At 65.8% G+C, this 25,452-nt stretch carries 28 protein-coding genes and 1 tRNA gene; 23 read left to right on the forward strand and 6 right to left on the reverse strand.

Features of this window, described 5'->3' with window-relative positions; genetic code table 11:
• Together N2K95_RS02175 and N2K95_RS02180 are read right to left on the reverse strand one after the other, a co-directional pair.
• Entirely contained in the window at positions 1-1,062 is a 1,062-nt protein-coding gene (locus tag N2K95_RS02175) for an SMP-30/gluconolactonase/LRE family protein (protein ID WP_260652720.1), read from the reverse strand.
• Between the two features lie 306 nt (positions 1,063-1,368).
• A tRNA-Ser gene (locus N2K95_RS02180) sits at positions 1,369-1,459 on the reverse strand.
• Positions 1,460-1,521: 62 nt separating this feature from the next.
• Between N2K95_RS02180 and N2K95_RS02185 the strand changes: the two genes are divergently transcribed.
• The 6 genes from N2K95_RS02185 to N2K95_RS02210 all read left to right on the forward strand — a co-directional run bounded on the left by N2K95_RS02185 (position 1,522) and on the right by N2K95_RS02210 (position 7,482).
• A complete protein-coding gene (locus N2K95_RS02185; RefSeq protein ID WP_260652721.1) occupies positions 1,522-2,499 on the forward strand; it encodes an NAD(P)H-quinone oxidoreductase in 978 nt (325 codons plus the stop codon).
• Positions 2,500-2,674: 175 nt separating this feature from the next.
• Positions 2,675-4,969 (forward strand): carbon starvation CstA family protein, encoded by a 2,295-nt coding sequence (locus N2K95_RS02190; RefSeq protein WP_260652722.1) that lies wholly within the window; start codon positions 2,675-2,677, stop codon positions 4,967-4,969.
• On the forward strand, positions 4,966-5,166 hold the full coding sequence (locus tag N2K95_RS02195) for a YbdD/YjiX family protein (protein ID WP_260652723.1): 201 nt from the start codon (positions 4,966-4,968) through the stop codon (positions 5,164-5,166). Before N2K95_RS02190 ends, N2K95_RS02195 begins: the two co-directional genes overlap by 4 nt.
• Positions 5,167-5,365: 199 nt before the next feature.
• Positions 5,366-6,031, forward strand: coding sequence for a bacterial proteasome activator family protein (locus N2K95_RS02200; protein WP_313771170.1), 666 nt, complete (start codon positions 5,366-5,368; stop codon positions 6,029-6,031).
• A 7-nt stretch (positions 6,032-6,038) separates the two neighbouring features.
• A complete protein-coding gene (locus N2K95_RS02205; RefSeq protein ID WP_260652724.1) occupies positions 6,039-6,515 on the forward strand; it encodes a hypothetical protein in 477 nt (158 codons plus the stop codon).
• Between the two features lie 130 nt (positions 6,516-6,645).
• On the forward strand, positions 6,646-7,482 hold the full coding sequence (locus tag N2K95_RS02210) for an aldo/keto reductase (RefSeq protein WP_255793620.1): 837 nt from the start codon (positions 6,646-6,648) through the stop codon (positions 7,480-7,482).
• A gap of 65 nt (positions 7,483-7,547) precedes the next feature.
• Here N2K95_RS02210 and N2K95_RS02215 read toward each other — a convergent pair whose 3' ends face one another.
• From N2K95_RS02215 to N2K95_RS02230, 4 genes are read right to left on the reverse strand one after another with little or no spacing between them, the layout of a single operon-like run.
• Positions 7,548-7,940 (reverse strand): flagellar assembly protein FliW, encoded by a 393-nt coding sequence (locus tag N2K95_RS02215; RefSeq protein WP_260652725.1) that lies wholly within the window; start codon positions 7,938-7,940, stop codon positions 7,548-7,550.
• Entirely contained in the window at positions 7,937-8,824 is an 888-nt protein-coding gene (gene flgL, locus N2K95_RS02220) for a flagellar hook-associated protein FlgL (RefSeq protein ID WP_260652726.1), read from the reverse strand. Before flgL ends, N2K95_RS02215 begins: the two co-directional genes overlap by 4 nt.
• 2 nt (positions 8,825-8,826) lie before the next feature.
• Positions 8,827-10,236 carry a flagellar hook-associated protein FlgK gene (gene flgK / locus N2K95_RS02225; RefSeq protein WP_260652727.1) on the reverse strand — a complete coding sequence of 470 codons (1,410 nt, stop codon included), beginning with the start codon at positions 10,234-10,236 and terminating at the stop codon, positions 8,827-8,829.
• Between the two features lie 19 nt (positions 10,237-10,255).
• The gene (locus N2K95_RS02230; protein ID WP_255793616.1) at positions 10,256-10,741 is read right to left on the reverse strand and encodes a flagellar protein FlgN; all 486 of its coding nucleotides are present in this window, start codon (positions 10,739-10,741) and stop codon (positions 10,256-10,258) included.
• Positions 10,742-11,026: 285 nt separating this feature from the next.
• Between N2K95_RS02230 and N2K95_RS02235 the strand changes: the two genes are divergently transcribed.
• The 17 genes from N2K95_RS02235 (at position 11,027) to N2K95_RS02315 (ending at position 25,288) form a co-directional block, all read left to right on the forward strand.
• On the forward strand, positions 11,027-11,890 hold the full coding sequence (locus N2K95_RS02235) for a sigma-70 family RNA polymerase sigma factor (RefSeq protein WP_260652728.1): 864 nt from the start codon (positions 11,027-11,029) through the stop codon (positions 11,888-11,890).
• A gap of 136 nt (positions 11,891-12,026) precedes the next feature.
• On the forward strand, positions 12,027-12,917 hold the full coding sequence (locus N2K95_RS02240; RefSeq protein ID WP_260652729.1) for a flagellin N-terminal helical domain-containing protein: 891 nt from the start codon (positions 12,027-12,029) through the stop codon (positions 12,915-12,917).
• Positions 12,918-13,082: 165 nt separating this feature from the next.
• Positions 13,083-14,414 (forward strand): flagellar filament capping protein FliD, encoded by a 1,332-nt coding sequence (fliD, locus tag N2K95_RS02245; protein ID WP_260652730.1) that lies wholly within the window; start codon positions 13,083-13,085, stop codon positions 14,412-14,414.
• A gap of 2 nt (positions 14,415-14,416) precedes the next feature.
• Positions 14,417-14,872, forward strand: coding sequence for a flagellar export chaperone FliS (gene fliS, locus N2K95_RS02250; RefSeq protein WP_313771171.1), 456 nt, complete (start codon positions 14,417-14,419; stop codon positions 14,870-14,872).
• Entirely contained in the window at positions 14,862-15,206 is a 345-nt protein-coding gene (locus N2K95_RS02255) for a hypothetical protein (RefSeq protein ID WP_260652732.1), read from the forward strand. The genes fliS and N2K95_RS02255 overlap by 11 nt, the downstream gene beginning before the upstream one ends.
• Positions 15,207-15,391: 185 nt before the next feature.
• The gene (locus N2K95_RS02260; RefSeq protein WP_255793610.1) at positions 15,392-15,733 is read left to right on the forward strand and encodes a flagellar basal body rod protein FlgB; all 342 of its coding nucleotides are present in this window, start codon (positions 15,392-15,394) and stop codon (positions 15,731-15,733) included.
• Positions 15,733-16,125 carry a flagellar basal body rod protein FlgC gene (gene flgC, locus N2K95_RS02265; RefSeq protein WP_260652733.1) on the forward strand — a complete coding sequence of 131 codons (393 nt, stop codon included), beginning with the start codon at positions 15,733-15,735 and terminating at the stop codon, positions 16,123-16,125. The genes N2K95_RS02260 and flgC overlap by 1 nt, the downstream gene beginning before the upstream one ends.
• Positions 16,125-16,433 (forward strand): flagellar hook-basal body complex protein FliE, encoded by a 309-nt coding sequence (gene fliE, locus N2K95_RS02270; protein ID WP_260652734.1) that lies wholly within the window; start codon positions 16,125-16,127, stop codon positions 16,431-16,433. The genes flgC and fliE overlap by 1 nt, the downstream gene beginning before the upstream one ends.
• A gap of 20 nt (positions 16,434-16,453) precedes the next feature.
• Positions 16,454-18,025, forward strand: a complete 1,572-nt coding sequence (fliF, locus tag N2K95_RS02275) for a flagellar basal-body MS-ring/collar protein FliF (protein WP_313771172.1) — start codon at positions 16,454-16,456, stop codon at positions 18,023-18,025.
• A 26-nt stretch (positions 18,026-18,051) separates the two neighbouring features.
• On the forward strand, positions 18,052-19,110 hold the full coding sequence (gene fliG / locus N2K95_RS02280) for a flagellar motor switch protein FliG (RefSeq protein ID WP_260653700.1): 1,059 nt from the start codon (positions 18,052-18,054) through the stop codon (positions 19,108-19,110).
• Positions 19,100-19,711, forward strand: coding sequence for a FliH/SctL family protein (locus N2K95_RS02285; protein WP_260652736.1), 612 nt, complete (start codon positions 19,100-19,102; stop codon positions 19,709-19,711). Before fliG ends, N2K95_RS02285 begins: the two co-directional genes overlap by 11 nt.
• Positions 19,708-21,039: a FliI/YscN family ATPase gene (locus N2K95_RS02290; RefSeq protein ID WP_260652737.1), complete on the forward strand. Its 1,332-nt coding sequence runs from the start codon at positions 19,708-19,710 to the stop codon at positions 21,037-21,039. The genes N2K95_RS02285 and N2K95_RS02290 overlap by 4 nt, the downstream gene beginning before the upstream one ends.
• On the forward strand, positions 21,039-21,473 hold the full coding sequence (locus N2K95_RS02295) for a flagellar export protein FliJ (RefSeq protein WP_260652738.1): 435 nt from the start codon (positions 21,039-21,041) through the stop codon (positions 21,471-21,473). The genes N2K95_RS02290 and N2K95_RS02295 overlap by 1 nt, the downstream gene beginning before the upstream one ends.
• Positions 21,470-22,147 carry a C40 family peptidase gene (locus N2K95_RS02300; protein WP_260652739.1) on the forward strand — a complete coding sequence of 226 codons (678 nt, stop codon included), beginning with the start codon at positions 21,470-21,472 and terminating at the stop codon, positions 22,145-22,147. Before N2K95_RS02295 ends, N2K95_RS02300 begins: the two co-directional genes overlap by 4 nt.
• Positions 22,144-23,610: a flagellar hook-length control protein FliK gene (locus N2K95_RS02305; RefSeq protein ID WP_260652740.1), complete on the forward strand. Its 1,467-nt coding sequence runs from the start codon at positions 22,144-22,146 to the stop codon at positions 23,608-23,610. Before N2K95_RS02300 ends, N2K95_RS02305 begins: the two co-directional genes overlap by 4 nt.
• Positions 23,611-23,623: 13 nt before the next feature.
• Positions 23,624-24,082: a flagellar hook capping FlgD N-terminal domain-containing protein gene (locus tag N2K95_RS02310; RefSeq protein ID WP_260652741.1), complete on the forward strand. Its 459-nt coding sequence runs from the start codon at positions 23,624-23,626 to the stop codon at positions 24,080-24,082.
• Positions 24,083-24,121: 39 nt separating this feature from the next.
• Positions 24,122-25,288 (forward strand): flagellar hook protein FlgE, encoded by a 1,167-nt coding sequence (locus N2K95_RS02315; protein ID WP_260652742.1) that lies wholly within the window; start codon positions 24,122-24,124, stop codon positions 25,286-25,288.
• Positions 25,289-25,452: the final 164 nt, after the last annotated feature.

The raw sequence follows: 25,452 nt of genomic DNA on the forward strand, positions 1-25,452 counted from the left end.
TTAGCCGCCGTTTGATTGGCGGATGCCGGTGGACAAGGCGTCGAATTCGTAGATGAAACCGCCGGAAGGGCCGCTGACCGTCAGGTAGGCCTCGTTGGTGCCGGGCTTGATGGCGATGTTGGTGGCCGAGGTGAGGCCGTCCTCGTCGTCGGCCGGGACGGTCACGGTGGACAGCAGTTCACCCGTGGGGCTGTAGACGAAAATGCGCGGCTGCCCGTGGACGGCCTGGTACACGTTGCCGTCCGCGTCCACGGCGTTGGAATCGGTCTGGCTGGTGCCGCCGTCGAAGTGCATGCCCGGGTGGGAGGTGGTGACTTCGGTCTTGTCCTCGTTCAGCACCAGATAGTCGATCCGGTTGTCCATGTACTGGCTGACCCACAGGGCCTTGAAATCCTCGCTGAAGGAGATGCCGTTCGGGGCGGCCAGGTTCTCGGCCAGGACGGTGGCCTCCGCGGTGTCCTTGTCGATTCGCACCACCCGGCCCTGCGCCTCCCAGGCCGGATCGGCGTAGCCGGTGGAATCGCTGACGAAGAGGTTGCCCTCCTCGTCGAAGGCCAGATCGTCCGGGCGCATGGGGGCGCCGTCGACGTCGCCGGTGAAGAAGGTCTGGTGGTCCTTCCCGTCGGCGGTGATGCTGTCGATTTTTCCGCCGGCAAAGTCCGTCAGGTAGATCCGGCCGTCCTTCGGGCTGAACTGCGCGGAGGTGTAGGCGCCGTTGCCCTCGGTGTAGACAGGGGAAACCGATTCATCCTCCACATCCACCCGAATCACCTTCGCGTCGCCGGCCGGAGCCGTGACATCGACAACGAACAGGCCGCCGTCGGGCCCGAAGGTCGGGCCTTCGATGAGGGTCATGCCGGTTTCGGGATGGACCGAGCTGACCTGGACCACGCGCTCGGCGGTCTGTTCGGACACCCCGCGCATGCCGGTGTTCGACGCCGGCTCGTCGTGGTCGTCGTCGTCACCGGCGGCGCATCCGCTGAGCGCAGCGGCGAGTCCGAGCGTGAGCGCTGCCAGGCGGACCGGCTTCGGGAAAGAGGTGGGCTGGATGCGGGGGGACATGCTGCGGCTCCGATGCGGTGGGGGACTGCGGACGCAATTACTTAGGACAAGCCTAAGTTATTCCGGGGCAGCGTCCTGCTGCGGCCGCTGCCCCGGTGCCGCCCACCGGTTCTGTCCTGGCCGCGCATACATAGTGCAGTAGATGCTGTCGGGCCGCTCGGAGGCAGCATCTACTGCACTATGAACCGCCGGCAGATCCCTAATCCGGCAGCTATTCCGCAGGAGGATCGAGAATCCGCGCCCGGGACCGGTCCTCGCCGTTAAACAGAAGAAGCGGCCCCACGAATGGGGCCGCTTCTTGTTGTCTGGCGGAAGGTAAGGGATTCGAACCCTTGGTACGGGGTTACCGCACACTGGTTTTCAAGACCAGCTCCATCGGCCGCTCGGACAACCTTCCTCACTATGTAGTCTGGCAGAAGGGATGAAATCACCAAAATTCCCTAAATCTGGAAGGACAGCATGAAAGCCATCGTTATTGGAACACCCGGCGGACCGGAAGCACTGGAACTGCAGGATGTTCCCGCCCCCGAGGCCGGACCGGGTGAGGTGCTGATCGACGTCATTGCCGCCGGCATCAACCGCGCAGACGTGATGCAGCGCCAGGGCCACTACCCGGTGCCCGCCGGAGCATCCGAATATCCGGGCCTGGAAGTCTCCGGCCGGATTGCCGCGCTGGGTGAGGGCGTTGAAGGCTTCGCCGTGGGAACCGAAGTGGTGGCACTGCTGACCGGCGGCGGATACGCCGAGCAGGTTGCCGTCCCCGCCGGGCAGGTCCTGCCCCTGCCGGACGGCTTCGATGCCGTCACCGCAGCGTCCCTGCCGGAAACCGCAGCCACCGTCTTCTCCAACCTCTTTATGGCCGCCGGCGTCAAGGAGGGGGACTACGTCCTCATCCACGGCGCCACGGGCGGCATCGGGACCATGGCCATCCAGATGGTGGCCGCGTTCGGCGCCGTTCCGATGGTGACCGCAGGCTCGGCGGAAAAGCTCGAGCTGGCTGAATCCCTCGGTGCGAAGGTCCTCATCAACTACAAGGAGCAGGACTTCGTCGACGCGGTCCGCGAAGCAACCGACGGCCACGGCGCGGACGTCATCCTCGACGTCGTCGGCGCCAAATACCTCCAGCGGAACCTGGACGCGCTCGCCGTCGCCGGCCGCCTGGTGATCATCGGACTGCAGGGCGGGGCCAAGGCGGAACTGAACCTTAACCAGCTCATGACCAAGCGCGCCGCCGTCATCGGCACCACTCTGCGCGGCCGGCCCGTGGAGGAAAAGGCCGCCATTATGTCCGCCGTCGGTGAATACGTCTGGCCGCTGCTGGAGTCCGGCCGGATCCGCCCCCTCGTGGACCGCACCTTCCCGCTGGCCGAGGCTGCCGCCGCGCACGAGTATTTCGACTCCGGGCAGCACGCCGGCAAGATCCTGCTGACGCTCTAACCCGCACAACGCATCCTGAACAACGACGGCGGCCGCACACCTCTGCGGCCGCCGTCACGTATGTCTGTGACCGCCGCCTCACGCGCTGGTAATCTGCAAAGAGCAGGGCCACTCCCTGCCCCCGTTCGGTACGTATGTCAATGCAGACAAGCCACCGCAGACAAAAGGGATCATCATGAGCGAGAACCAACGGCGCCGGGCCGACAACCGGCAACCACTGGACGGCGACGTCCTGGAACAGGACCCGGCACTGCCGCCGGTGGCCGTGGACCCGGAAGTCCTCGAGGCGGAGGACCGTCGCTGGACGCCCGCGAAGATCGCCATTTGGGCGGGCATTGCACTGCTGGGCGGCTTCAGCTGGACCATGCTCGCCGTAGTGCGCGGCGAAACCGTGAACGCCATCTGGTTCGTGTTCGCGGCCGTGTGCACCTACCTCATCGGCTACCGCTTCTATTCAAAGCTCATCGAAGCGAAGCTGCTGAAGCCCAATGACCGCCGCGCCACGCCCGCCGAGTATCGGGCGGACGGCAAGGATTACGCCGCCACGGACCGCAGGGTCCTGTACGGCCACCACTTCGCCGCCATTGCCGGCGCCGGCCCCCTGGTCGGACCGGTGCTGGCCGCGCAGATGGGCTACCTCCCCGGCACCATCTGGATCATTGTGGGCGTGGTGCTGGCCGGCGCAGTCCAGGACTACCTCGTCATGTTCTTCTCCATGCGCCGCGGCGGACGGTCACTGGGCCAGATGGCGCGCGACGAACTCGGCCTCATCGGCGGCACCGCCGCCCTGATCGCCACCCTGGTCATCATGATCATCATCGTGGCCATCCTGGCCCTGGTGGTGGTGAACGCCCTGGCTGAAAGCCCGTGGGGCGTCTTCTCCGTCAGCATGACCATCCCGATCGCCCTGTTTATGGGGATCTACCTGCGCTACCTGCGTCCGGGCAAGGTCACCGAGGTCTCCATCATCGGCTTCGTCCTCCTGCTCGCCGCCATCATTGCCGGCGGCTGGGTTGCCGATACCCCGCTGGGCGACGCCCTGACCCTGGAGCCGACCACCATTGCGTGGGGCATCATCATCTACGGCTTCATCGCCGCCGTCCTGCCCGTCTGGCTGCTGCTGGCCCCGCGCGACTACCTCTCCACCTTCATGAAGGTGGGCACCATCGTGATGCTGGCCGTGGCCATCATCATTGTCCGCCCGGAGATCAACGTCCCCGCGGTCAGCGAGTTCGCCAGCCGCGACGACGGTCCCGTGGTCGCCGGACCGCTCTTCCCGTTCCTCTTCGTCACCATCGCCTGCGGCGCCCTGTCCGGCTTCCATGCGCTGATTTCCTCCGGCACCACCCCGAAGATGCTGGAGAAGGAACGCCAGACCCGGTTCATCGGCTACGGCGGCATGCTGATGGAGTCCTTCGTGGCCATCATGGCGCTGGTGGCTGCCATCTCCATTGACCGCGGCATCTACTTCGCCATGAACTCCTCCGCCGGTGCCACCGGCGGGACGGTGGAGGGCGCGGTCGCCTTCGTGAACGGGCTGGGCCTGGCCGGAGTGAACCTCACCCCGGATATGCTCTCGTCGCTGGCATCCAGCGTGGGCGAGGAATCCATTGTGTCGCGCACCGGCGGTGCGCCCACCCTCGCCGTCGGCCTGGCCACGATCATGCAGAGCCTGATCGGCGGACCCGGAATGATGGCGTTCTGGTACCACTTCGCCATCATGTTCGAGGCCCTGTTCATCCTCACCGCGGTCGACGCCGGCACCCGCGTCGCCCGGTTCATGCTGCAGGACACCATCGGCAACGTGGCCCCGAAGTTCAAGGACATGTCCTGGCGTCCCGGAGCCTGGATATGTACGGCCATCATGGTTGCCGGCTGGGGGTCGATCCTGATCATGGGAGTCACGGACCCGCTTGGCGGCATCAATACCCTGTTCCCGCTCTTCGGCATCGCCAACCAGCTCCTGGCCGCCATTGCACTGGCTATCTGCATGGCGATCATTGCCAAGAAGAACGCGTTCAAGTGGCTCTGGATCGTGGCCCTGCCCCTGGCGTTCGCCGCGGTGGTGACCATCACGGCGTCGTTCTACAAGATCTTCTCGCCGGTGCCGAGCGTCGGGTACTGGGCCAACCACGAGGCGTTCCAGGCGGCGCTCTCCCGCGGCGAGACCAGCTTCGGCACGGCCAAGACGGTGGAGGCGATGGAAGCGGTGGTCCGCAACACCCTCATCCAGACCACGCTCTCGGTGGTGTTCGTGACGCTGGCGATCATCGTCATCATCACGGCCATCATTGCCAGCATCCGGTCCTTCCGTTCGGGCGGCGCCCCGAGCGCCGAGGATCCCGCCGTCGCATCCCGGACCTTCGCCCCGGCGGGCTTCCTCGCGACGCCGGCGGAAAAGGAGATTGCCGCCCAGTGGCAGTCGCTGCCCGAGGAGAACCGGCCGGCAAAGAAGGCGGCACACTCATGAGTGCCGGCGTTGCGGTCCGCCAAAGCGTGGCCGGTTTCGTGCGGTTCTTCCGGGACGTGATGGGGGAGGACGCGTACCGCAAGTACACGGACTTCCACGCCGCGTCCGGCTGCACCTCGCCCTTGATGAGCGAGCGCGAATTCTGGCGGGACAAGATGGACCGGCAGGACGCCAACCCGGAGGGCCGCTGCTGCTAGCTTCGGCCATCCGGTTCAATCGAAAGCACGACGGCGGCACCGCAGTTGAGTCAATCAGCTGCGGTGCCGCCGTCGTTGTTTCCTTTTGTTGCCGGTCCGCTGGCCCGGCGCCTCTGGAAAAGCGCCAAAACGGCGGGGAAAACCCGGAAATCCGGCTATCCGCGGGGCAACCGCCGGCAACCGTGAGAGCATTAATGCCATGACTGAACAGAGCGGATCCTCCGACCGCCCCGTGGCGGCTCCGGGCGCGCCCGTGGGACAGAAGTCAGAGCAGACGCCGGCCGACGACGGCACGGCTCCCTCCGCGGCAGCACCCCACTCGGCGGCTGAGCACCCCGCGGACGATGCTTCAGGGCACGGCAAGGGCAAGGGCGGTCCGGCCAAACTCAACGAGCTGGTGGACGAGCCGGCTAAGGTCATGCGGATCGGCACCATGGTCAAGCAGCTGCTTGAAGAGGTGCGCAACGCCCCCCTGGACGATGCCGCCCGCAACCGGCTGGCAGAAATCCATGACCGGTCCCTAAAGGAGCTGGAGGACGGGCTTGCCCCGGAACTGGTGAGCGAGCTGCACCGGATCAATCTTCCGTTCACGGATGATTCCACCCCCACCGACGCGGAGCTGCGGATTGCGCAGGCCCAGCTGGTGGGCTGGCTCGAAGGGTTGTTCCGCGGCATCCAGACGGCCATCGCCGCCCAGCAGACCGCCACGCACGCAGCCGGACGCCTGCAGCTGCGCCAGCTGCCGCCCGGAACCATACTGGCGCCGGGAGTGGTTATTGGAGACGACGGGGAACCGCACCGGGCTTCCCAAGGGGTCGGCAGTCCGCGGCAGGAACCGCAATCAGGCCCCGGCCAGTACCTGTAGGACATAGATGGCACTTTTTGCAGCCGCCCGGCAGGGGCGGAAAGATGACGTGGAGCTCGGCAAGGGCGTCTGGCGGCGTGCACACGACCGTTTCACGCGCGGCCTGGACCGGTATTACCAGATGCTGGAAGGCGTCGAGGATGATGCCATCTACAACGAGCTGGTGACCGTGGCGAATGACCTCGCGGGTCTGCTGCCGCGCGTCCGGGAGGTCTGTACCTCCGCGCAGCGGCAACTGCCCAGCACCGGCCAGAACATTCCCGGGGCGTTGACCGCGGTGCACCGCGCGTTGTCCCGCAGCGGGAATTCGCTGGCAGCCGCCGCGGAGGCCGCGGCCATGTCCCGGCTCGAAGGGGAGCGCTGGGGGATCGCGTCGGCAGGCCTGGACAATGTCCGGCGCCGCGCGGAACTGGTGCAGGAGGACGTGGTGGAGGCAGAACGCGCCCTGCTCAGCGCCCAGGAAACAGGGATTACGAGAAAGTAGTAATAAGCCTTTCGCGAAAAAACCTGCTTAATGGGGAAAAAAGATTTCCAAACCGGGAATACGTTACGCAGTGTTTTCGCGCTGAGCTTATCCGCTTTGTCCTGCCCGGCAACCGGGCAAGGATGAGGACATGACTACATCACCGGTACTGACTTTCAATGACGGCAACACCATCCCCCAGCTCGGCTACGGCGTGTGGCAGGTTGAGGACGAGGTTGCCGAAAAGGTAGTGGGACAGGCGTTCGAGGTCGGCTACCGCCACATCGACACGGCCAAGATCTACGGCAACGAAGCCGGCGTCGGCCGCGCCATTGCCGCCACCTCCGTTCCCCGCGAGGACATGTTCATCACCACGAAGGTGTGGAACGCAGACCAGGGCTACGAAGAGACACTGAAGGCCTTCGACGCCTCCATGGAGCGCCTCGGCCTGGAAACCCTGGACCTGTACCTGATTCACTGGCTGCAGCCGAAGCAGAACAAGTACGTGGACACCTGGAAGGCGCTGGTTGAGCTACAGAAGCAGGGCCGCGTCAAGTCCATCGGCGTCTGCAACTTCACCAAGGAAGCCCTGCAGGAAATCATCGACGCCACCGGCGTTGTCCCGGTCCTGAACCAGGTCGAAACCCACCCGTACCTGAATCAGGCCGATCTGCGTGCCTTCGAGGCCGAGCACAACATCCTGCACGAGTCCTGGTCCCCGCTGGGCTCCGGCAAGGGCCTGCTCGAGGATCCCAAGCTCGTTGAGATCGCCGCGAAGTACGACGGCGCCACCCCGGCACAGGTTGTCATTGCCTGGCACCTGGCCCTGGGCAGCATCGTTATCCCCAAGTCCGTCACGGAATCCCGCATCCGCGAAAACTGGGAAGCACTGAACCTCACGCTGAGCAATGAGGACATCGAGGCCATCAACGCACTCGACAACGGCACCCGTTACGGCGCGGATCCGGCCACGGCCGACTTCGCCTAACCTTTAGGGCTAAGCACACAAAAGGCGCACGTTCTTCGGAACGTGCGCCTTTTGTGCGTCAGGATCTATGCAGCAACCGGCTCCAGAGGAGCGCGGACCGGCCAGTCCTGGTCTTCCAGGATCACCTGGGCGCAGCTGCCGGTGGATACATTGACCACAATCGGTGCCAGCAGATTCACTGTGGTTCCGTCGAGGGTGGGATTGGCCACCACGAGTACGACGGCGTCCTCCGGGGTTTCCAGTTTCAGCTGGCGGCGCTGGTCGTCGGTGATTTCCGGATGGTACTGCGGTAGATACACGGCTGCGTCCAGGACAAACAGCCGGTGGGGTGTGCCCGCCACGGTTCCCGCGGAGCTCATGGCGTACAGGCCGCTGGCACCGTCAATGTCATCGAGACGGAAGTCCACGTCCGGAGCGAACCCCGGAGGCGGTGTGAGGAAGGTCAGGGCCGTGCTCATCGCAGGAAGTCCATCAGGGTGGGCTGCAGGGCCCGTGCCGTCACGGAGAGCGCCGCCTGGTACGCGACTTCCTGCAGCTTCATGTCCAGGATCACCTTCGCGGTGTCCAGGTCCTCGATGCCGGAACGGCGGCTTTCAAGGCTGACGGACTGGTCCAAAAGAGCATCCTTCGCTTTCAGGGTGGCGGAGTGGCGTACTCCGAGACCGGTGTGTTCCACCAGGACGGTGTTTGCCGCGGCGTCGATTTTCCCAAGGAAGCTGCTGACGTCCTTGCCGGACTCCAGCCCGGCCACGAGGTCATCGACCAGTCGGAACACGGAGGCATCTCCGGTGCCGAAGACGGCCGCGCCATTGGTGTCCACCTGCATCGGCGTCCCGCCGTCCAACCGCCGAGCGGTCGGCACCCCGTCCCCGGTGTACGTGTAGGAACCGTTTACTGAGGTGAAGGCGGCGCCTGCATCGGAGGTTCCGGCAAACACCGTCCGGCCCAGGTAGGTGGTGTTGGCCTCGCGCAGCAGGTCTGATTTCAGGCCGGTCAGTTCGGCGGCGATGGCCTTGCGGCTCTCCGGGGACGTGGAGCCGTTGGCGGCGCTGATCGTGAGGTCTTTGACCCGGTTCAAAATATCCGTGGTGTTGCTCAAGGCAGTGTCGGAGACGCTCAGCCACCCCTCGGCATCGTTAATGTTGGAGGTGTACTGGGTGTTGGCGCGGATTTCGGCCCGGACCTTGAGGGCATTGGCGGTAGCTGCCGGGTCGTCGGAGGGCCGGGAGATAGCCGAGGAGGAGCTGACCTGCTCCTGCAGCTTGCTCATCCGGGACATGCTGGCCTGCAGGTTCTGCTGGGCTGCGCGGGCCATGGTCTGATTCGTGGTGCGGGTGATCACGATTACCTTCCAACAATTCCGGTGCGGTTGATGAGGGTGTCCAGCATTTCGTCAATGGCTGTCATAACGCGGGCGGCACCCTGGTAGGCCTGCTGGTACATCAGCAGGTTCACGTTTTCCTCGTCCAGGTCCACGGAGGCATTGGAAAGCTGCAGGTCCACGGCGGAAGAGGCAGCAACGTCGGCCAGGGTGGCCTGCTGCAGTTCGGCGCGGCTGAGGGAAGCGGTGGCCGTGACAAAGGTGCTCCACACGGCGTCGGCCGAACCGGCCTTGGACCCCAGCTGGGAGATCTGGTCCGCCAGGCGCCCGTCCAGGCTGCCCTTGCCGTCCGCACCCGGGAAGCCGGCGGCGATGCCGGAGGCGTCGGTCGGGAGAGCCTTCAACGTGGTGGCGGCGGGGCTGCCCACGGCGAAGAAATCCCGGTTGGTGGCACCGGTGGTGGTGGCTCCCTGCCGGTGCAGGTCGTTGACGGTCCCGGCCAGCGCGGCGGCGACGTCGTTGTAGGAGGCCGCGGCCTTGGCCAGTGTTCCGCCTTTGGCTGCCGGGGCCAGAAGGGACACAGCGCCGGCAATTTCGCCCTTGTTAATCCCCGCGGAGCCGGGACGGTCGGTCCAGGCCACGACCGTTTCCGCCGCGTCCGTCATGGAACGGCCGCCGGTGACGGTGAGGGAACGTGCAGACGTGCCCGAGACCAGCGCGTTGCCGTCAATCAGGACATCCACCATGCCGCCGGAGGATTCCCGGACGGTTGCTCCGGTCAGGGCCGAGAGGGTGGTGGCCAGGGCATTGCGCTGGTCCACCAGTTCGTTCGCTGATGCGCCGGCCGCGAGCGTGGAACGGATGGCGCCGTTCAGGGTGGCGAGCTGGGCTGCGCCGGCATTGACTTCGCTGACCATGTCATTGAGGCCGCTGCGGGTGCTGGTCCACTGCTCCGCCACCCCGTTGTAACCGGCGCCGATCTGGGTGGCGACGGCGGTGGCTGCGTTAAGCAGCACGGCGGCGGCGGCGTTGTCCCCTGGCTTGTTCGCCACGCCCTGCCAGGCCGCGGACAGCGACTGCATCGAGGCGGAGAGCCCTTCAGCCCCGGGCTCGTTGAAGCCGTCTTCCAGCTCAATGAGGGCATTGGCGCGGACGGCGGAGTAGCCCGCCACTGCTGCGGTGCTGCGCACCCGGGTATCCAGCTGCAGGCTGCCCAGCCGGGCAATGGAATCCACCGAAACGCCCTGACCCACCCCGGTGCCGGCGCCAAACGGGCCGGTGGGGGCGAGCGTGGGCGCAGCGGAAGTGTTCAGCCGCTGGCGGGTATAGCCGGTGACGTTGGCATTCGCCACGTTCTGGCCGACGACGTCCAGGCCCTTTCGTGCGGCGGAAAGGCCGGTATAGGCCGTGTTCAGGCCGCTGAAGGTGCTCATTGTCTAGGAGTCCCTAACGTCAAATGCTTTGGTCAACCAGCCGGGCGGCTGACATGCGGGTGGCCGAGGTGCCGGCCGCCGTGTAGGTGTTTGCCTCGGGGTTCAGGCCCGCCAGTGTTTCCTGGGCGGACCGTGCTGCGGCGCGCAGGAACTGTTCGTTAATGTCGCGCAGTTCGCGGATCTTCACGGTCAGCTCCGTCATGGCCTGCAGATGGGCGTTGAAGATTTCCGTCCAGGGGCCAGCGGGTGCGGCGGCCACCAATTCGCGCAGGGTGGCGTCTTCGGAGGTGCCCCATTCGACGGCGAGGCCGGCAACGGCGACGGCCCGGCCGAGATCGGCGGCGCGGAGGCGCTCGAGGACCTGTTCAACCTCACGGGTGGCGTGCGTCAGCCATTTGGTTTTTCCCGAGGTAAGCAGCAATTGTTCTTCTTCGAGCTTGAACACAAGAAGTTCCAACAATTCACGCTCTTCCCATAGAAGGGCCGAGAGTCTCTGGGTACCCATGCCTGGCTCACCTCCTTGGTGGTGCACTGAATGTCTCTGATACGGAATAAGACGTCTGATTCCAGGCCCCAACCTGCGGCAAAAGTCTTCGGATTGGCGGGCATATTCCAATATGTCCGCCACAAAACACTATCGGCCGGTTCATCTTCAATGTTAGTGGTATGTTTCAGCTAAAGCGCTCGAGAGTGGATTCACCAGCGGACTCAGCCACTGACCACTAAGCCGGCGCGTTTAACGGTCGCAGTTGGGGGACTGTTGGGGAACAAGGACTTGGGGGTCCAAAAAATGAATCATTCTGCACGTAATGCCATGGTGGTGGAAAATCTGCCACTGGTCGGTTATCTCGTATCTGAAGTCTGCGCCAAGGCCACGCACCTCTCGCGTGACGACCTGGCCTCGGTCGGGTCCATTGCCCTGATAACGTCGGCCGCTTCGTTCGATCCGGACCTGGGTGTGCCTTTCGGAGCTTATGCCCGGCGCCGCATCATCGGAGCGTTTGCCGACGAGATGCGCTCCAGTGACTGGGCTACCCGTTCGGCCCGTCGCCGGATCAAGGAAACCCTTGCGGTGAAGGAAACCCTGACTGCCGCCCTGGGCCGCACCCCGAACGTGGATGAAATTGCTTCCGCTTTGGGTGTGGACCGTACGGTGGCCGAGGATGCCCTCTCCGATGCCTCCCGCACCGTGTCCAGCCTGGACGAATCCGTGACCGACTTCCTGGTTGCGGACATGCCGTCGCCGGAGGGCACCCTCCTGGCCTCGGAACGCCTGAAGTACCTGCAGGCGGCCGTCGCCGCCCTGCCCGAGAAGATGCGGTACGTCATAGAGGAGATCTACTTCCGAGACCGCACGGTCAAGGAAATAGCCGAAGAGCTGGGCAGCACCCACTCCGCCGTGTCCCAGCAGCGCGCGGAGGCCGTCCGCCTGCTCCGTGACGGCCTGGGCACGCACTACTCGGACACCGCTGCCGCACCGGAACTCCAGTCCCGGATTGCTCCGGCCCGCCGCAATGCCTATCTCACCTCGGTGGGGGACCGCACCGCCGGCGGCATTACCCGGCACCATCTGGCGCCGGTCTTCCCCGGAACGCAGGGGCTGGTTCCCGGCCTGCCCGGCCGGCCCGTGACGTTCAAGCCGGCCGCTTCCTAGGCTTTCCGCCGGGGTAAATCTTTATTTTCAAATTCTTTTCCCAAACTGCTAACACCCCTTGGTGCTCCGCCGATAACTAGTGGTGTAGGCCCATGGATGGGCCTGCGAACACAGCCCACTCACGGAGGAATACATCATGGGTTTCACAATCAACACCAACACCGCGGCAACCAACGCCTACCGCAACCTGAACATCAACCAGAATGCACAGGCCAAGTCCCTGGAGAAGCTTTCCAGCGGCCTGCGCATCAACCGCGCTGCCGATGACGCAGCCGGCCTGGCCATCTCGGAGGGCCTGAAGAACCAGGTCAGCGGCATGACCGTTGCCGCACGCAACGCCCAGGACGGCATCAGCGTCATCCAGACCGCTGAAGGCGCCCTGACCGAGGTCCACTCGATCCTGAACCGCGTGCGTGACCTGGCTGTCCAGTCCGGTAACGATTCCAACAACGCGGACTCCCGTGCAGCGATCTCCACTGAGGTCAAGGCACTGGGTGAAGAGCTGACCCGCATCGGCAACTCCACGAACTTCAACGGTATCGACCTGCTGAAGTCCACGTCCGAGGACGAGGACGTATCCACTCCGAAGACGCTGACCTTCCAGATCGGCGCCGGCGGATCAGCGGACAACGACCAGATCGATGTGAACCTGGTTGACGTCGCTGCCATCGGCAAGGCTGTCACAGCGCTTGCCGGCACCGTTGCCGATGGTGACACTGCAGCAACCGGTGGCTTCGTCAGCGCCGCCGAGGCGCTGAAGACCATCGAGGCTCTCGACAAGGACATCAAGACCATCTCGACCGCCCGCTCGGACCTGGGTGCTTCCCAGAACCGGCTGGAATCGGTCACGAAGTCCCTGAATGTTTCCATCGAGAACCTCTCCGCTGCCAAGTCCCGCATCACCGATACGGACATGGCTGTGGAAATGGCAAGCTTCACCCGCTCGCAGATCCTGTCCCAGGCCGGAACCGCAATGCTGTCCCAGGCCAACCAGATGAACAGCGGCGTGATGCAGCTCCTGCAGTAGTAAATCAGCACCACCAGCACCACCAGCAGTACCGGCAGGTAAATGGCCGCTGGCGGCGGAGGCAGATGACTTGGACCTCACAGCCTCCGCCGTCAGCCCAGTACCTGCCGTTCCCATGTCCGGGCCCGGCCCGGTCAGCGCAGCACAGAAGCAGAAGGAGCAGGCATGGCAGGCATAGACGGCATCACCACCGGTACCGACACCACGGCCATGATCGCCCAGCTGATGGCGGTGGAAGCCCGCCCGCAGGCAATGCTGAAGCAAAAAGTCAGCTCCAGCCAGACCTTCGTTACCGCACTGCAGAACCTGAACGCCAAGATCGCCTCCCTGGCGGAGAGCGCCGGCAAGGTGGCAAAACCGGCCGGAACAGATCTCTACTCTGCCACCGCGTCCTCGGACAAGGTCACCGTCGTCACCAAGCCGGGGGCAGCTGCAGGGGCGCTGGACATCCGCGTGGACCGGCTCGCCACCGCCCAGGTGTCCCTCTCAGGAGCCATGGCGGCCTGGCCCAACGGCGACGCCCTGTCCATCTCGGCGGACGGCACCATTACGGAACTCGACACCGCGGGCAAGAGCCTGGACGAGGTCATCAACACCGTCAACAAGGCCAATCTCGGCGTCACTGCCATGAAAGTCGCCGCCGGCAGCGTCGACGGCGTAGCGCAGTACCGTATGCAGTTCACCGCCACGGACACAGGCAGCGAGGGTGCTTTCAGCATTTCGCACAACGGCACGGACCTTGGCAATATCCGGCCCGCCCAGGACGCGCAGGTCACCCTGTGGGCCGGGGTCGCCGGTGCGGAAACTCTCATCACGTCCGCCACCAACAGCTTCACGGATCTGCTCCCCGGCGTGGATGTCTCGGTCAAGGAAGTCTCCGCCGCCCCGGTTACCGTAAGTGTAAACCGCGACGAAAAGGCAGTGACCGATGTAGCCGCGAAGCTCGTGGCCGGCCTGGTGGACGTCTTCAGCTACATCAATAAGAACTCCGCGGTGAGCGTGTCCACCTCCGACGGCACCACCAAGGCCTCCGGCGGCCAGTTCACCGGTGATTCGGGGGTGCGGGCGCTCAAGGAAACAATCATGCGGGCCGCCACGTCCCCGGTGGACGGCCGGTCGCCGTCGGAAATCGGCATCATCATCACCAAGGACGGCACGGTGGAATTCAATGCCGAAAAGTTCGCCGCCGCCCTGAAGGCCGACCCGGAAAAAACCCAGGCAGCCCTGCAGACCATCGCCTCCCGGGTTGAGACCGCCGGCAATCAAGTTTCGGACAAGTACGAGGGCAGCATCACCCTGCGGATCAAGGGCCAGGAAAGCGAAGTTCGGTCCCTGAACACGCAGATTGCGGACTGGGACCGCCGGCTGTCATCCCGGCAGGCCACACTGTCCCGGACGTGGTCCACCCTTGAAGTCACGCTCGGCAAGCTCAACAGCCAAATGGACTGGCTCACCTCCCAGCTGGATTCCTTCTCCGCCTCCTCGAGTAAGAAGTGAACGTGAACTACTCAATGGCCGCCAAACGGGCCGAATACGCCCGCAACGCGGTAATGTCGGCCTCCCCGGCCCGCCTGCTGACCATGCTTTATGACCGTCTCCTGCTGGACCTGACCCGCGCAGAATCCGCGCAGCAGCAGGCCGACTGGGCCGTGGCATCCGAGAACCTGATCCACGCGCAGGCCATCATTACCGAGCTGCTGGGTACCCTGAAAACAGATGTGTGGGACGGCGCGGAGAACCTGCAGGCCATCTACGCCTATTCGCTTTCCACCTTGGTGAGCGCCAACGTGGGCCGGAACGCGAAGCTCACCCGTGAATGCATCGACCTGCTGGAGCCGCTCCGCGTGGCCTGGCACGACGCCGCCGCGCAGCTTCCCGCCGCCCAGCCGGCACCCGGAGCCGGTGCAGTCCCCGCCGCCGCCGGCGCTAGGGGAGCGATCCTCGGTGTCGGCTGAACCGGAAGAGCTGTACCGCACCCCCGAGGAGCTGGCCAACCTGGCGCTCTGGGGAACCGTCCTCACCCAGCTCGAAGACAACCTGGAAACCTTCCTTGAAGGCAGGTCAGTCACGGAACAGGCCCGTGAAGCCGCCGCCGATTGGGACCCGCCGGCCGACCTCGGACCACTCCCGGAAACGCTGATGGTCCGTGCCCGGCTGCTGTCCAAGGCACAGTCCCGTGCCTACGCACAACTGCGCAATGAATCACGGACTAACCGCAAGCAGTCTCTGCTGATCAGCAGTGTGTCCGGCCCGGCGTCGTCGGCTGTTTACCTGGAAGTGGACGGCTAAAAGCAGCCGAATGCAAAGGCTGCTTACTTTTCCCTTAACTCATACCCGGCAAAAACGGAAAAATTACTCGGTTATGACTTACGCATCGGCAAAATGTGCCGATAACAATTAGTGAGCACGGATAGCTCATGTAAAAGGCCACGGATCGGCCGCACTGTCCCTTTAGCGAAACCTGGGTTCACACTGTGTTCGATTCCGTATCCTCCATTGCGCTTCAAAGCGCACTGGACGGCCTTGCCCTCCGCCAGCGGACCATTGCGAGCAATATCGCGAATGTGAACACGCCCGGATATCAGGCCCAGCGCGTCACCTTTGAGGACGCCCTCGCTAAATCAGTAAAAGCCGGCAGCGGCGCAGTTGCGCCCACCACTGAGCGTTCCCTTGAACCCACCCGCCTGGACGGCAGCAACGTCAACCTGGACACCGAAACGTTGTCCAATATCGACACTGTGCTGCGCTACCAATTCGCCACCCAGGCCGTCGGCGGAGAAGCCAACTCTCTCCGCACCGCACTGAGGACCAACTAATGACTTTCGATGCCATCGGCATTGCCGCCACCGGACTTACCACCCACCGCAAGTGGCTTGACGCAGTTTCCGACAACCTGGCCAACGCCAACAATGTCTCCAGCACCGACGGTGCTGCCTTCCAGGCCCGCTACATCGTGGCGCAGGAAGGTCCGCAAGGCACCGGAGTGCAGGTTGCCGGTGTGCAGTACGGCGACGCTGAAGGCCGCGTGGTGTACCAGCCCGACCACGCCCTGGCCGACGCCGAAGGCTATGTCCGTTACCCGGACATCGACCTCTCGGAGCAAATGGGCAACCTGATCCTCGCCCAGCGCGGCTATGAAGCCAATGCCGCCGTGGTTGACCGTGCCAAGAGCACCTACGAAGCAGCACTCCAGATTGGACGCTCCTAATGCCCGTTCCCGCCATCGCCGCCGTCAGCGGCACCACCCCGACGGGTTACGTGGACGCCGCCAAGCCTGCCGCCGCCGCCACTGACGGTTCCTCCTTCGCCACCCAGCTCACCGGAGCCGTGGACGGCGTCACCGAGCTGCAGTCCACCTCCAAGACGCTTGCCGTGCAGGCAGTCACCGGGGACCTGGACGATATCCATGCCGCCACCATCGCCTCCACCCGGGCGTCCGTCACCTTGGAACTTGTTGCCGCCGTGCGGAACAAGGGCGTTGACGCGTTCAACGAGATCATGCGGATGCAGGCCTGATGCCCGGTCCCCTGAGCGCGATGACCGGTCGCGTAGGCAAGACCGTTGGCCAGTTCACCCTGGCGCAGAAGACCATTGCCATCATCGGCATTGCCGTAGTGGCCCTCGGCATCGCCCTGCTCACGTCGTGGCTGACCAAGCCGGCGTATACCCCGCTGTTCTCCGGTCTGGAAGCCACGGATGCCAACAGTATTGTGGAACAGCTCAAGACCGACGGCGTGCCCTACGAGGTAGCCGACGGCGGCGGAACCATCATGGTTCCCGAGGAACACGTGTACGACCAGCGGCTCAAAGCCGCCGGCGCCGGCCTGCCGTCCGAATCCACCGGCGGCTATTCACTGCTGGACGAAATGGGTGTGACCTCCTCCGAATTCCAGCAGTCCGTGACCTACAAGCGGGCCCTGGAAGGCGAAATCGCCAAGACCGTCGGTGCCATCGACGGCGTGAAGAACGCCTCAGTGCAGCTGGCCATCCCGGAAGACACTGTCTTTGTCTCCGAGAAGGTTGATCCCACCGCCTCGGTGTTCGTGGAAACGCAGAGCGGGAGCACCCTCAGCTCCGACCAGGTGCAGGCCATTGTGCACCTGACCTCGGCCTCGGTGGACGGCATGCAGTCCACCGATGTTGCCGTGATCGATGCCACCGGCACCGTGCTCTCCGCCGTCGGCACCGGTGCCATCGGTTCAGCCGACAAGCAGGCCACCGACTATGAACAGCGCATCATCGCCTCCGTGCAGACCATGCTGGACCGCGTCGTCGGCCCCGGCAACGCCACGGTAGCCGTGGCAGCGGACATGAACTACGAATCCGCCAACCGCGTGGAGGAGTCCTTTACCGCCCCGCAGGACACCCCCGCACTGAACGAATCCACCAGCACCGAGGAATACACCGGCGGTGCCGAAGGCGGAGCCGCAGGCATCCTGGGGCCGGACAACATTGCCGTGCCCAACGGAACCAGCGACGACGGCGCTTTCCGCTCGGAGAACAGCACCAGGAACAACGCCGTGAACAAGGTAACCGAAACCCGGGAGATCCCGGCCGGTTCCCTGAACCGCCAGACGGTCTCCGTAGCGCTGAACACCAATGCGGCCGCCGGATTGAATGTCGCGGACCTGGAAGCACTCGTTGCCACCGCCGCCGGCATCAACGCCGAACGCGGCGATGAAATCACCGTGGAAATGGTCTCCTTCAACGCGGACGGTGCCACCAGCGCCCAGGACGCCCTGGCCGACGCACAGGCGACGGAAGAAGCCGAACGCCGCGCACAGATGCTCCAGATGGGCATCATCGTGGCGGGTATTGTCCTGGTGCTTATCCTGGCGCTCGTCGCCTACGCCATGCGCTCCCGCCGGCAGAACCGCGAAGCCATCGACATCGGCGAGTTGCCGGAGCTGGACCCGCTGGCGCCGCCTACGGCATTGGCGATGCTTCCGGAGCCGGCTGTGGTTCCCCTGGACACCGCATCGATGCAGATTGTCGCCGCTGCCACCGACCATGAGCGCAAACGCGCGGAACTCGATGCCCTTGCCGCCCAGGACCCGCTTCGGACTGCGGATTACCTGCGCAACATGATGGATGAGAGCCGGGTATGACCGAACTCGCCACCGCCACGGTCGGAATGCCGACCGCCCTGGCCGCCAGCGCCAAGGCGCGCCAGGAGCAGGCCGGAACTGCGGAGCTTACCGGTGTCCAGAAGGCGGCAGTCGTCCTGATGCAGCTGGAAACCTCGCGGGCGGCCGTGGTGATGCAGCAGTTCACCGAAGCTGAGGCACAGACCATTGCCGCAGAGATTGTCCGGCTTAAGCGAATTGACCCGGCCATCGCCGAGGACACCCTGAACGAGTTTTACGATATGACCGCGCAGGGCGGGAGCCGGGCGCTCGGCGGACGGGACCGCGCCATGGGCCTGCTCCAGGCGTCCTTCGGCATTGAGCGTGCCTCCGGCGTTATGGAACGGCTGAGCTCCTCGGCGGCAGGACGGTCCTTCGAATTCCTCGAAAGTGCGGAACCGGGCCAGGTGATATCGCTCCTCGACGGGGAACTCCCGCAGACAATTGCCCTGGTCCTCGCCCATATGCGGCCCCAGCGCGCATCAGCTGTGCTCACCGGTCTGAACGCCGATCTGCGGACCGATGTTGCGCAGGCAATTGCCACCATGTCCCGCGCCACCCCGGAAGCGGTGCGTGTGGTCGCCGAAACACTGAAATCACGGGCGTCTGCGCTCGGAGCTTCCCGCGAAGCCGCGGACACCATCGGCGGCGTCCAGCCGCTGGTGGAGATCATTAACCGGGCCGACGCCGGCACGGAACGTGCCCTCCTCGAGGCACTGGAGGAACGCGATCCAGACCTCGCTGAAGAGGTCCGTTCACGCATGCTGACCTTCGCCGACCTCGTCAAGCTCGAACGCCGCGACGTTCAGCTGGTGCTGCGCGGCATCGGCGTCGGCACGCTGGCCCTGGCGCTGAAGGGCGCCACCGAGGCGCTCCTCGAGGTCATCCGGTCCAACGTTTCCGAACGCAACCGCGAACTCCTCGACGACGAAATCAAGGCAGCCGGTCCGGCACGGCTGTCACAGGTCGAAGAGGCCCGGGCCAACATTGTCCGGGCCATCCGGGAAATGGAAGCCCAGGGTGTCATCGAGGTGCACCGCGCGGACGAGGAGGAATATGTCTACTGATCAGCAGACGTTCTCCCGCCTGGTCTACACCTCCCTGGGTGCCAAGGACGAGGCGCACCTCAACGCGCAGGTGGAGGCCCGCGGGCATGCCGCCGGCTACACGGCCGGCCTCCGCGCCGCCGCCGCGGACACCGACCTGCTGCGCCGCACCCTGCAGGAGCAGTACGAGGACGAAATGCGCCGCGGACAGGAGCGTCTCACCCGGAGCCTTTCCGCACTCAACTCCGCCGTTTTCAGCCTTGAGGGCCGCACCGTTTCCCTGATCACCGATGTCCAGGACGCCCTGGCCGCCGCCGCTGTTGATCTGGCCGAAGCACTGCTGGGCCGGGAACTCGCCTCCGGCGACACCTCCGCCCGTTCAGCGCTGGCCCGTGCCCTCGAAGGCGTAGACACGGACCTGGTCCAGCGCGTCCGCATGCATCCGGTGGACCTCGCGTCCCTGGACGAAGACACGCTGCGCCGTGCCCGGGTCGAGTTTGTGGGCGACGCCGGCCTGCAGCGGGGCGACGCCGTCACCGAGTTCCCGGACGGCTACCTGGACGCCTCGCTGGCCTCCGCCGTCGAACGGGCCCGCACCGCACTGCTGGGGGAGGCATCATGACCGCCACCACGTGGCGCCCCCGCGCCGACCGGTTTACGGCAGCCCTGCGCTCCGCCGCACCGCAACGCATTGGACGGGTGTCCTCCGTCTTGGGACTGAGCATCGAGATTGCCGGCCTGGACTGCGGCGTGGGCGAGCTGGTGTCCATCGGGCACCCCGGCTCCGAGGTGGACGCCGAAGTCGTTGCCGCCACGCGTGAAGGAATCCGCTGCATGCCTTTCGGCCGGCTCACCGGACTGACAACAGGAACACCGGCCCGTTCCAAGGGCACACCGCTGCTGGTGCCCACCGGCACCGGGTTGTTCGGCCGGGTGCTGGACGGCCTGGGCCGGCCCATCGATGGAAAAGGCCCGCTGCAGGTGGAGGCCATGGTTCCGCTGGACCATGAAACCCCGTCCGCGATGCTGCGTGCCCGGATCGACACTCCGCTGCAGCTGGGCGTGCGGGTCATGGACACCCTCACCACCGTGGGGCGCGGCCAGCGTATGGGCCTGTTCGCCGGCTCCGGCGTCGGCAAGTCCTCGCTGCTGTCCATGATCGCCCGCGGCACGGATGCGGAAGTGTCCGTGATCGCCCTGGTGGGGGAGCGCGGCCGTGAAGTCCGCGAGTTCCTCGAAGACGACCTGGGCGCCGAGGGCCTGGCACGGTCCATCGTGGTGGTCTCGACGTCGGACGAACCTGCGCTCATGCGCCTGCGCGCCGCGTTTGTGGCCACCCGCATTGCCGAATCCTTCCGCGACCGCGGCGCCGACGTCATGCTGATGATGGATTCCCTGACCCGCGTGGCCATGGCCCAGCGCGAAATCGGCCTGTCCGTAGGCGAACCGCCGGCCACCCGGGGCTACCCGCCCTCCACCTTCTCCCTGCTCGCGCAGCTGCTCGAGCGCGCCGGCACCGGTGAACGCGGATCAGTCACCGGCATGTACACCGTGCTGGTGGACGGCGATGACCACAACGAGCCCATTGCCGACAGCGCCCGGTCCATCCTCGACGGACACGTGGTCCTGGACCGCAAGCTCGCCGTCGCCGGCCACTTCCCGTCCATCGACGCCCTGGCCTCGATCTCCCGCGTTGCCTCCCGCGTGAACCCGCGGGAACGCAGCGACGCGGCGTCGATGCTGCGGCGGGTGATGGCCGCCCGGAAGGCTGCCCAGGACCTGCTCGACGTCGGGGCCTACCAGCGCGGATCCAATCCGCTGGTGGACGCGGCAGTGGACAACCAGGACGCGATCAACGCGTTCCTGCAGCAGCGTATGGATGAACAGACTCCGGCGGAGACCGCCTGGGCACAGCTGCACCAGCTCACCCGGATGCTGGGAGTGTCCTGATGGCCCGGACTTTCCCCCTCGCCGGCCTGCTTCGCCTGCGCCAGCTGCAGCAGGACCGGGCCGCCGGTGAACTCGCTGCGGCCAACGTCCGCATGCAGGAAACGCGGGAGGCCCGTGCCGGGGTGTACAACGCCCTCGAAGCGTCCTTTAGCCAGCCGGTGGATGCCACGACGATGAACGCCATCGCCGCTGCCCGCTCCTCCTCCCGCGGTATGCTCGCGGACCTGAACGCGCTGGGTACGCGCCATGCGGCGGAAGTGGAAGCAGCCCGCGTCGAATTTTCCTCCGCGCGGGCCCGTTCCGTGGGACTGGAAAAGCTGGAAGGCAAGTTTGCCGAGGGTGAAGCCGCCGAGGACCTGCGCACGGAACAAACCATTTTGGATGAACTCGCCGGCTCCGCCTGGCACCGCCGGCAGAAGGAAGCCAAATTATGAGCATGACCGACGCCCTGGGGCGGATCGAGGAAATCCGGAGCACGCTGAGCCAGCTCTCCGGCGCAGCCGCCGTGAAGCCGGCGGCCGCTGCCTCTGTTGCCGTGGCAGCAGGAACAGACGCGGAGTTCGCCTCCACCCTGTCCTCGCTGACCTCCGCGGCATCCGCCGGTGCCGGGAGCGTTGACGGCGGCACGCCGGCCGGCGCCGCAGCGGACGGCGAGGTGCTCGGTGCGGTCCAGAAATACCTGGGACTGCCCTATATCTGGGGCGGCAATGATCCCGCACAGGGCCTGGACTGCTCGTCCTTCGTGCAGAACGTCTACAAGGATCTCGGGTACACGCTGCCGCGCGTCACCTGGGACCAGATGAACTCCGGGACCGAGGTTGGGTCCCTGGCCGAGGCCCAGCCCGGTGACCTGCTGTTCAGCCACGACGGCGGACACGTGGCGATCTACCTCGGCAACGGAAAAGCAGTGGACGCCCCGCAGCCGGGGCAGACCATCGCTATCCGCGACGCGTGGGAAACCGACGCCAACCTAACCACCATCCGGCGCATCCTGCCGACGGAATCCGCCGGGGCCTCCGGCGCCGGTGCGGCCGACGCCGCCGGTCTCTCCGACCTGGTCGCCTCCGCCCGCGCTGCACAGGCAGCGATGATGGGATCGGCAGCATGAGCCTCTTCGCCGGCCTGCCGCTCCCCGCAGCCACCGTGGCAGTTCCCCGGACCGGTGCCTCGGGGTCCGCCTCCGCCTCGAGCGGTGCGGACCAGTTCGGATCTTCGCTGCAGGAGGCCCTTGCAGCTTCGGCTCCGGGCGCTCCGGCAGCTCCGGGCGTTCCGGCAGCTCCGGCCGGGAAACCGGAGCCCGAACAAAGCGCCGCCGATCAGGACGGCGCGGAGACGGACAAAGAGTCCGCCAGCCCTCTTTCCGTTAGCGCTCCGGGCGCCCCTGAACGCAAACCCGACACTGTCTCGCCGCTGCAGTCCGGGACCGGACAGCCCGTGCCCGGATCAACCGCGCAGTTCCCTGCTTTGGCGCCGACCGGTACGGCTGGCAATCCGGGTGCTGTCCTTGCCGTTCCGGCTGCAGGCCCGATGGTGCGGGATGCCGCCGGCACCCCTTCCGCCGTGGCTGCCGCACCGAGTCCTGCGGGCCGGTTCGGCATGCCCGTGGCTCAGGTTCCTGCGGCCGCCGCGCTTGCGGCCACCTCCGTTGCAGGCGCCCCAAGCACAAGTAAGGGAACCGACGGCGCCACCAAGTCCAGCTCCGCAGCCAGCTCCGGCTCGGCCGGCGCGGTCAGTCCGGCCCTCGTGCCGACCGCCGTTGCCGTCGGTGCAGTGGGAGTGGCTGAAGCAGGCCCCGCGGCAAATATAACCGCGGCGGATCCCGCGGCCCCCGGAACTGTGCAGCCCGCGGCTGCTGGCGCCGCAGCGGCATCGGTCCCTGCAGCCCAGTCCCATCCTGCGGCTTCCGGCCCGTCCGCCGGTGCCTCAACCGGCACCGCGGGAAATCCTGGGTCTGCACCGTCGGTTTCCGCTGCGCAGTTCGCCGCCGGAGCCGTTCTTCAGACCTCCGACACCCCGGCCGTTGCCGGCGCAGTGGCCGACGCCGCCGCCGTCGGACCGGTACCGGCTCTTCCCCCGATGCAGCCCTCACCGGCGGTCTCCGGTGCCGCCGTCGTCCCGGCAGCCGTGCCGGCATCCCCGGTACAGGCAGCTCCAGCGTTGCTGCCCCAGGTGTCCCAGCCGCTGTTTTCCCTTGCGGCAGCTCCGCAGGGAGAGCACGTGATGACCTTGAGCATCACGCCGGACACCATCGGCCCGGTGACCGTGCGCGCCCACGTGGGTGCTGACGGGGTGCGGATCGAGCTCTTCGCACCGTCCGACGCCGGCCGTGAGGCGCTGCGGGGCCTGATGACGGACCTGCGCCGGGATCTTGCGGGTTCGGGAATGACGGCGAACCTTTCACTTTCCGCCCAGGACTCTCCGGGCGGCGGCACGGAACGCCGGAACGGCGGAACGGACCGGGATGCGGCTCAGGCCACCCCTCAGGACCCCGGGCTACCGGCCGAGTCCGCCCCACGAACTTACCGGCCCGGATTCCCGGCGTCGGCATCGACCATCGATTTCCTGGCCTAGAAAAGGAGACCCCGTGCCCGTAGAAGCAGTAGCGGCATCAGGCGGTATCGCCACCGAGGCGACCACCCGTGCGCCCAAACAAACCATGGACAGCGAGGTCTTTATGCACCTGCTGGTCACCCAGCTGCGCAACCAGGACCCCAGTTCACCCATGGACACCAACGAGATGATCTCGCAGACCACCGAGCTGGCATCCATGGAACAGCTCACCTCCATGGCGAAGATGGACGAAGAGAATTTCTCCCTGCAGATGCGTATTGCCGCTGCTGCGCTCATCGGCCAGACCGTCACCTATACCGACGGCGACGGTGTGGCCGTCACCGGAACCGCCAAATCGGTTTCCTACGCCTCCGGCGTCCCGACCGTCAACATCAACGGCGAGGATGTCCTGCTGGACCAAATCTCCGGCGTCGTCGACGGGGCAGCGGATCAGAGCACCGACGCACCCAAAGCACCCGCAGCAACCGCATAACCCTCCCTCCCGGCACCACCAAAGCTGAAAGGCGCCACCATGCTTCGCTCCCTTTACTCCGGCATCTCCGGACTCCGCTCGCACCAGACCATGCTTGATGTCACCGGCAACAACATCGCCAACGTCAACACCGCGGGCTACAAAGCCACTGCGGTGCAGTTCCAGGACACCCTGTCCCAGCTGACGCAGGGCGCCACCGCCCCGGGTGCCAACAACGGCGGATCCAACCCGGCACAGGTGGGCCTCGGCGTGCTGGTCTCGGGGATCACCACCAACTTCACGCAGGGGTCGGCGCAGGCCACCGGCCGGGCCGAGGACCTGATGCTCAACGGCGAGGGCTACTTCATCACCCGCCAGGGCAACACCTCCACCTACACGCGGGCCGGTGCGTTCAACCTCGACGCCGGCGGCCGCCTCGTTTCCACGGACGGCAGCATTGTCCAGGGCTGGACAGCCAACGGCGACGGCGCCATCAATACCGGCGGCGTTGTGGGTAACGTTGTCCTCCCGGACGGCGCCATTGCCCCGGCACAAGCCACGGACGAGGCAAGCATGGCCGGAAACCTGCCCTCGGAGACCCCGGAAGGCGGCACGGTGGTGCGTGACATGAATGTCTACGATGCCAACGGCAATGCCTCCGTGGTTCCCCTGACCTTCACGCGTACCGCGGGTGGCTGGAGCGTCAGCTCGAAGGACACGGCACCTGTGAACCTTGCCTTTGCCGACGGCGCCCAGCCCGACGCCAACGCCGACACCATCACTGTCGGCGGTGTGGCCGTGAACCTCACGGGACTGACCAGCTACGCCGGAGTCAGCACCGCCGCGGTCAGCGGCAACGGCCGCAGCGCCGGCACGCTGGAGTCCTTCTCCATCGGCAAGGACGGCACCCTGATCGGTTCCTTCACCAACGGCGCCAAGCAGGCCCTCGCCCGCATCGCCGTCGCCACCTTCACCAACTCTGCCGGCCTGGAGAAGGCCGGCAACTCCGGTTACACCGCCACGGCCAACTCCGGGGACCCGGTCATCAGCGGTGCCGGAGAGGCCGGCGCCGGCGGCATCGGCAGCGGCATGCTGGAAATGTCCAACGTGGACCTGTCGCAGGAATTCACCAACCTGATCGTGGCCCAGCGCGGCTTCCAGGCCAACGCCCGCATCATCACCACCTCGGACGAAGTGCTGCAGGAACTTACCAACCTGAAGCGCTAACCGGCATCCCGCCCGGGCAACGGCTCCTCCTGCAGACCGGCAGAAGGGGCCGTTGCGTCGTTAAAGGAGCCGCCCCACCAGTGTGTCCGCCGCCGCTATTCCTAACGACGGGGCCGCAGCGGCCGAAAGTAAGGGTGAGGGCCTAATCGAGTCCTGTCGAACCA

It is taken from the genome of Arthrobacter zhaoxinii, assembly GCF_025244925.1.
In the GTDB taxonomy this organism is placed as follows: domain Bacteria; phylum Actinomycetota; class Actinomycetes; order Actinomycetales; family Micrococcaceae; genus Arthrobacter_B; species Arthrobacter_B zhaoxinii.

Bases quoted from the DNA above. Each gene is read 5' to 3' on its own strand.
- N2K95_RS02230 (WP_255793616.1), bottom strand. From the start codon at position 10,741: ATGGGTACCCAGAGACTCTCGGCCCTTCTATGGGAAGAGCGTGAATTG.
- N2K95_RS02205 (WP_260652724.1), top strand. From the start codon at position 6,039: ATGGCACTTTTTGCAGCCGCCCGGCAGGGGCGGAAAGATGACGTGGAG.
- fliF (WP_313771172.1), top strand. From the start codon at position 16,454: ATGACCGGTCGCGTAGGCAAGACCGTTGGCCAGTTCACCCTGGCGCAG.
- flgK (WP_260652727.1), bottom strand. From the start codon at position 10,236: ATGAGCACCTTCAGCGGCCTGAACACGGCCTATACCGGCCTTTCCGCC.
- N2K95_RS02315 (WP_260652742.1), top strand. From the start codon at position 24,122: ATGCTTCGCTCCCTTTACTCCGGCATCTCCGGACTCCGCTCGCACCAG.
- N2K95_RS02175 (WP_260652720.1), bottom strand. From the start codon at position 1,062: ATGTCCCCCCGCATCCAGCCCACCTCTTTCCCGAAGCCGGTCCGCCTG.
- N2K95_RS02305 (WP_260652740.1), top strand. From the start codon at position 22,144: ATGAGCCTCTTCGCCGGCCTGCCGCTCCCCGCAGCCACCGTGGCAGTT.
- N2K95_RS02200 (WP_313771170.1), top strand. From the start codon at position 5,366: ATGACTGAACAGAGCGGATCCTCCGACCGCCCCGTGGCGGCTCCGGGC.
- N2K95_RS02290 (WP_260652737.1), top strand. From the start codon at position 19,708: ATGACCGCCACCACGTGGCGCCCCCGCGCCGACCGGTTTACGGCAGCC.
- N2K95_RS02295 (WP_260652738.1), top strand. From the start codon at position 21,039: ATGGCCCGGACTTTCCCCCTCGCCGGCCTGCTTCGCCTGCGCCAGCTG.
- flgC (WP_260652733.1), top strand. From the start codon at position 15,733: ATGACTTTCGATGCCATCGGCATTGCCGCCACCGGACTTACCACCCAC.
- N2K95_RS02210 (WP_255793620.1), top strand. From the start codon at position 6,646: ATGACTACATCACCGGTACTGACTTTCAATGACGGCAACACCATCCCC.
- N2K95_RS02190 (WP_260652722.1), top strand. From the start codon at position 2,675: ATGAGCGAGAACCAACGGCGCCGGGCCGACAACCGGCAACCACTGGAC.
- N2K95_RS02240 (WP_260652729.1), top strand. From the start codon at position 12,027: ATGGGTTTCACAATCAACACCAACACCGCGGCAACCAACGCCTACCGC.
- N2K95_RS02215 (WP_260652725.1), bottom strand. From the start codon at position 7,940: ATGAGCACGGCCCTGACCTTCCTCACACCGCCTCCGGGGTTCGCTCCG.
- fliG (WP_260653700.1), top strand. From the start codon at position 18,052: ATGCCGACCGCCCTGGCCGCCAGCGCCAAGGCGCGCCAGGAGCAGGCC.
- N2K95_RS02235 (WP_260652728.1), top strand. From the start codon at position 11,027: ATGAATCATTCTGCACGTAATGCCATGGTGGTGGAAAATCTGCCACTG.
- fliD (WP_260652730.1), top strand. From the start codon at position 13,083: ATGGCAGGCATAGACGGCATCACCACCGGTACCGACACCACGGCCATG.
- N2K95_RS02185 (WP_260652721.1), top strand. From the start codon at position 1,522: ATGAAAGCCATCGTTATTGGAACACCCGGCGGACCGGAAGCACTGGAA.
- fliE (WP_260652734.1), top strand. From the start codon at position 16,125: ATGCCCGTTCCCGCCATCGCCGCCGTCAGCGGCACCACCCCGACGGGT.
- N2K95_RS02195 (WP_260652723.1), top strand. From the start codon at position 4,966: ATGAGTGCCGGCGTTGCGGTCCGCCAAAGCGTGGCCGGTTTCGTGCGG.
- N2K95_RS02300 (WP_260652739.1), top strand. From the start codon at position 21,470: ATGAGCATGACCGACGCCCTGGGGCGGATCGAGGAAATCCGGAGCACG.
- N2K95_RS02285 (WP_260652736.1), top strand. From the start codon at position 19,100: ATGTCTACTGATCAGCAGACGTTCTCCCGCCTGGTCTACACCTCCCTG.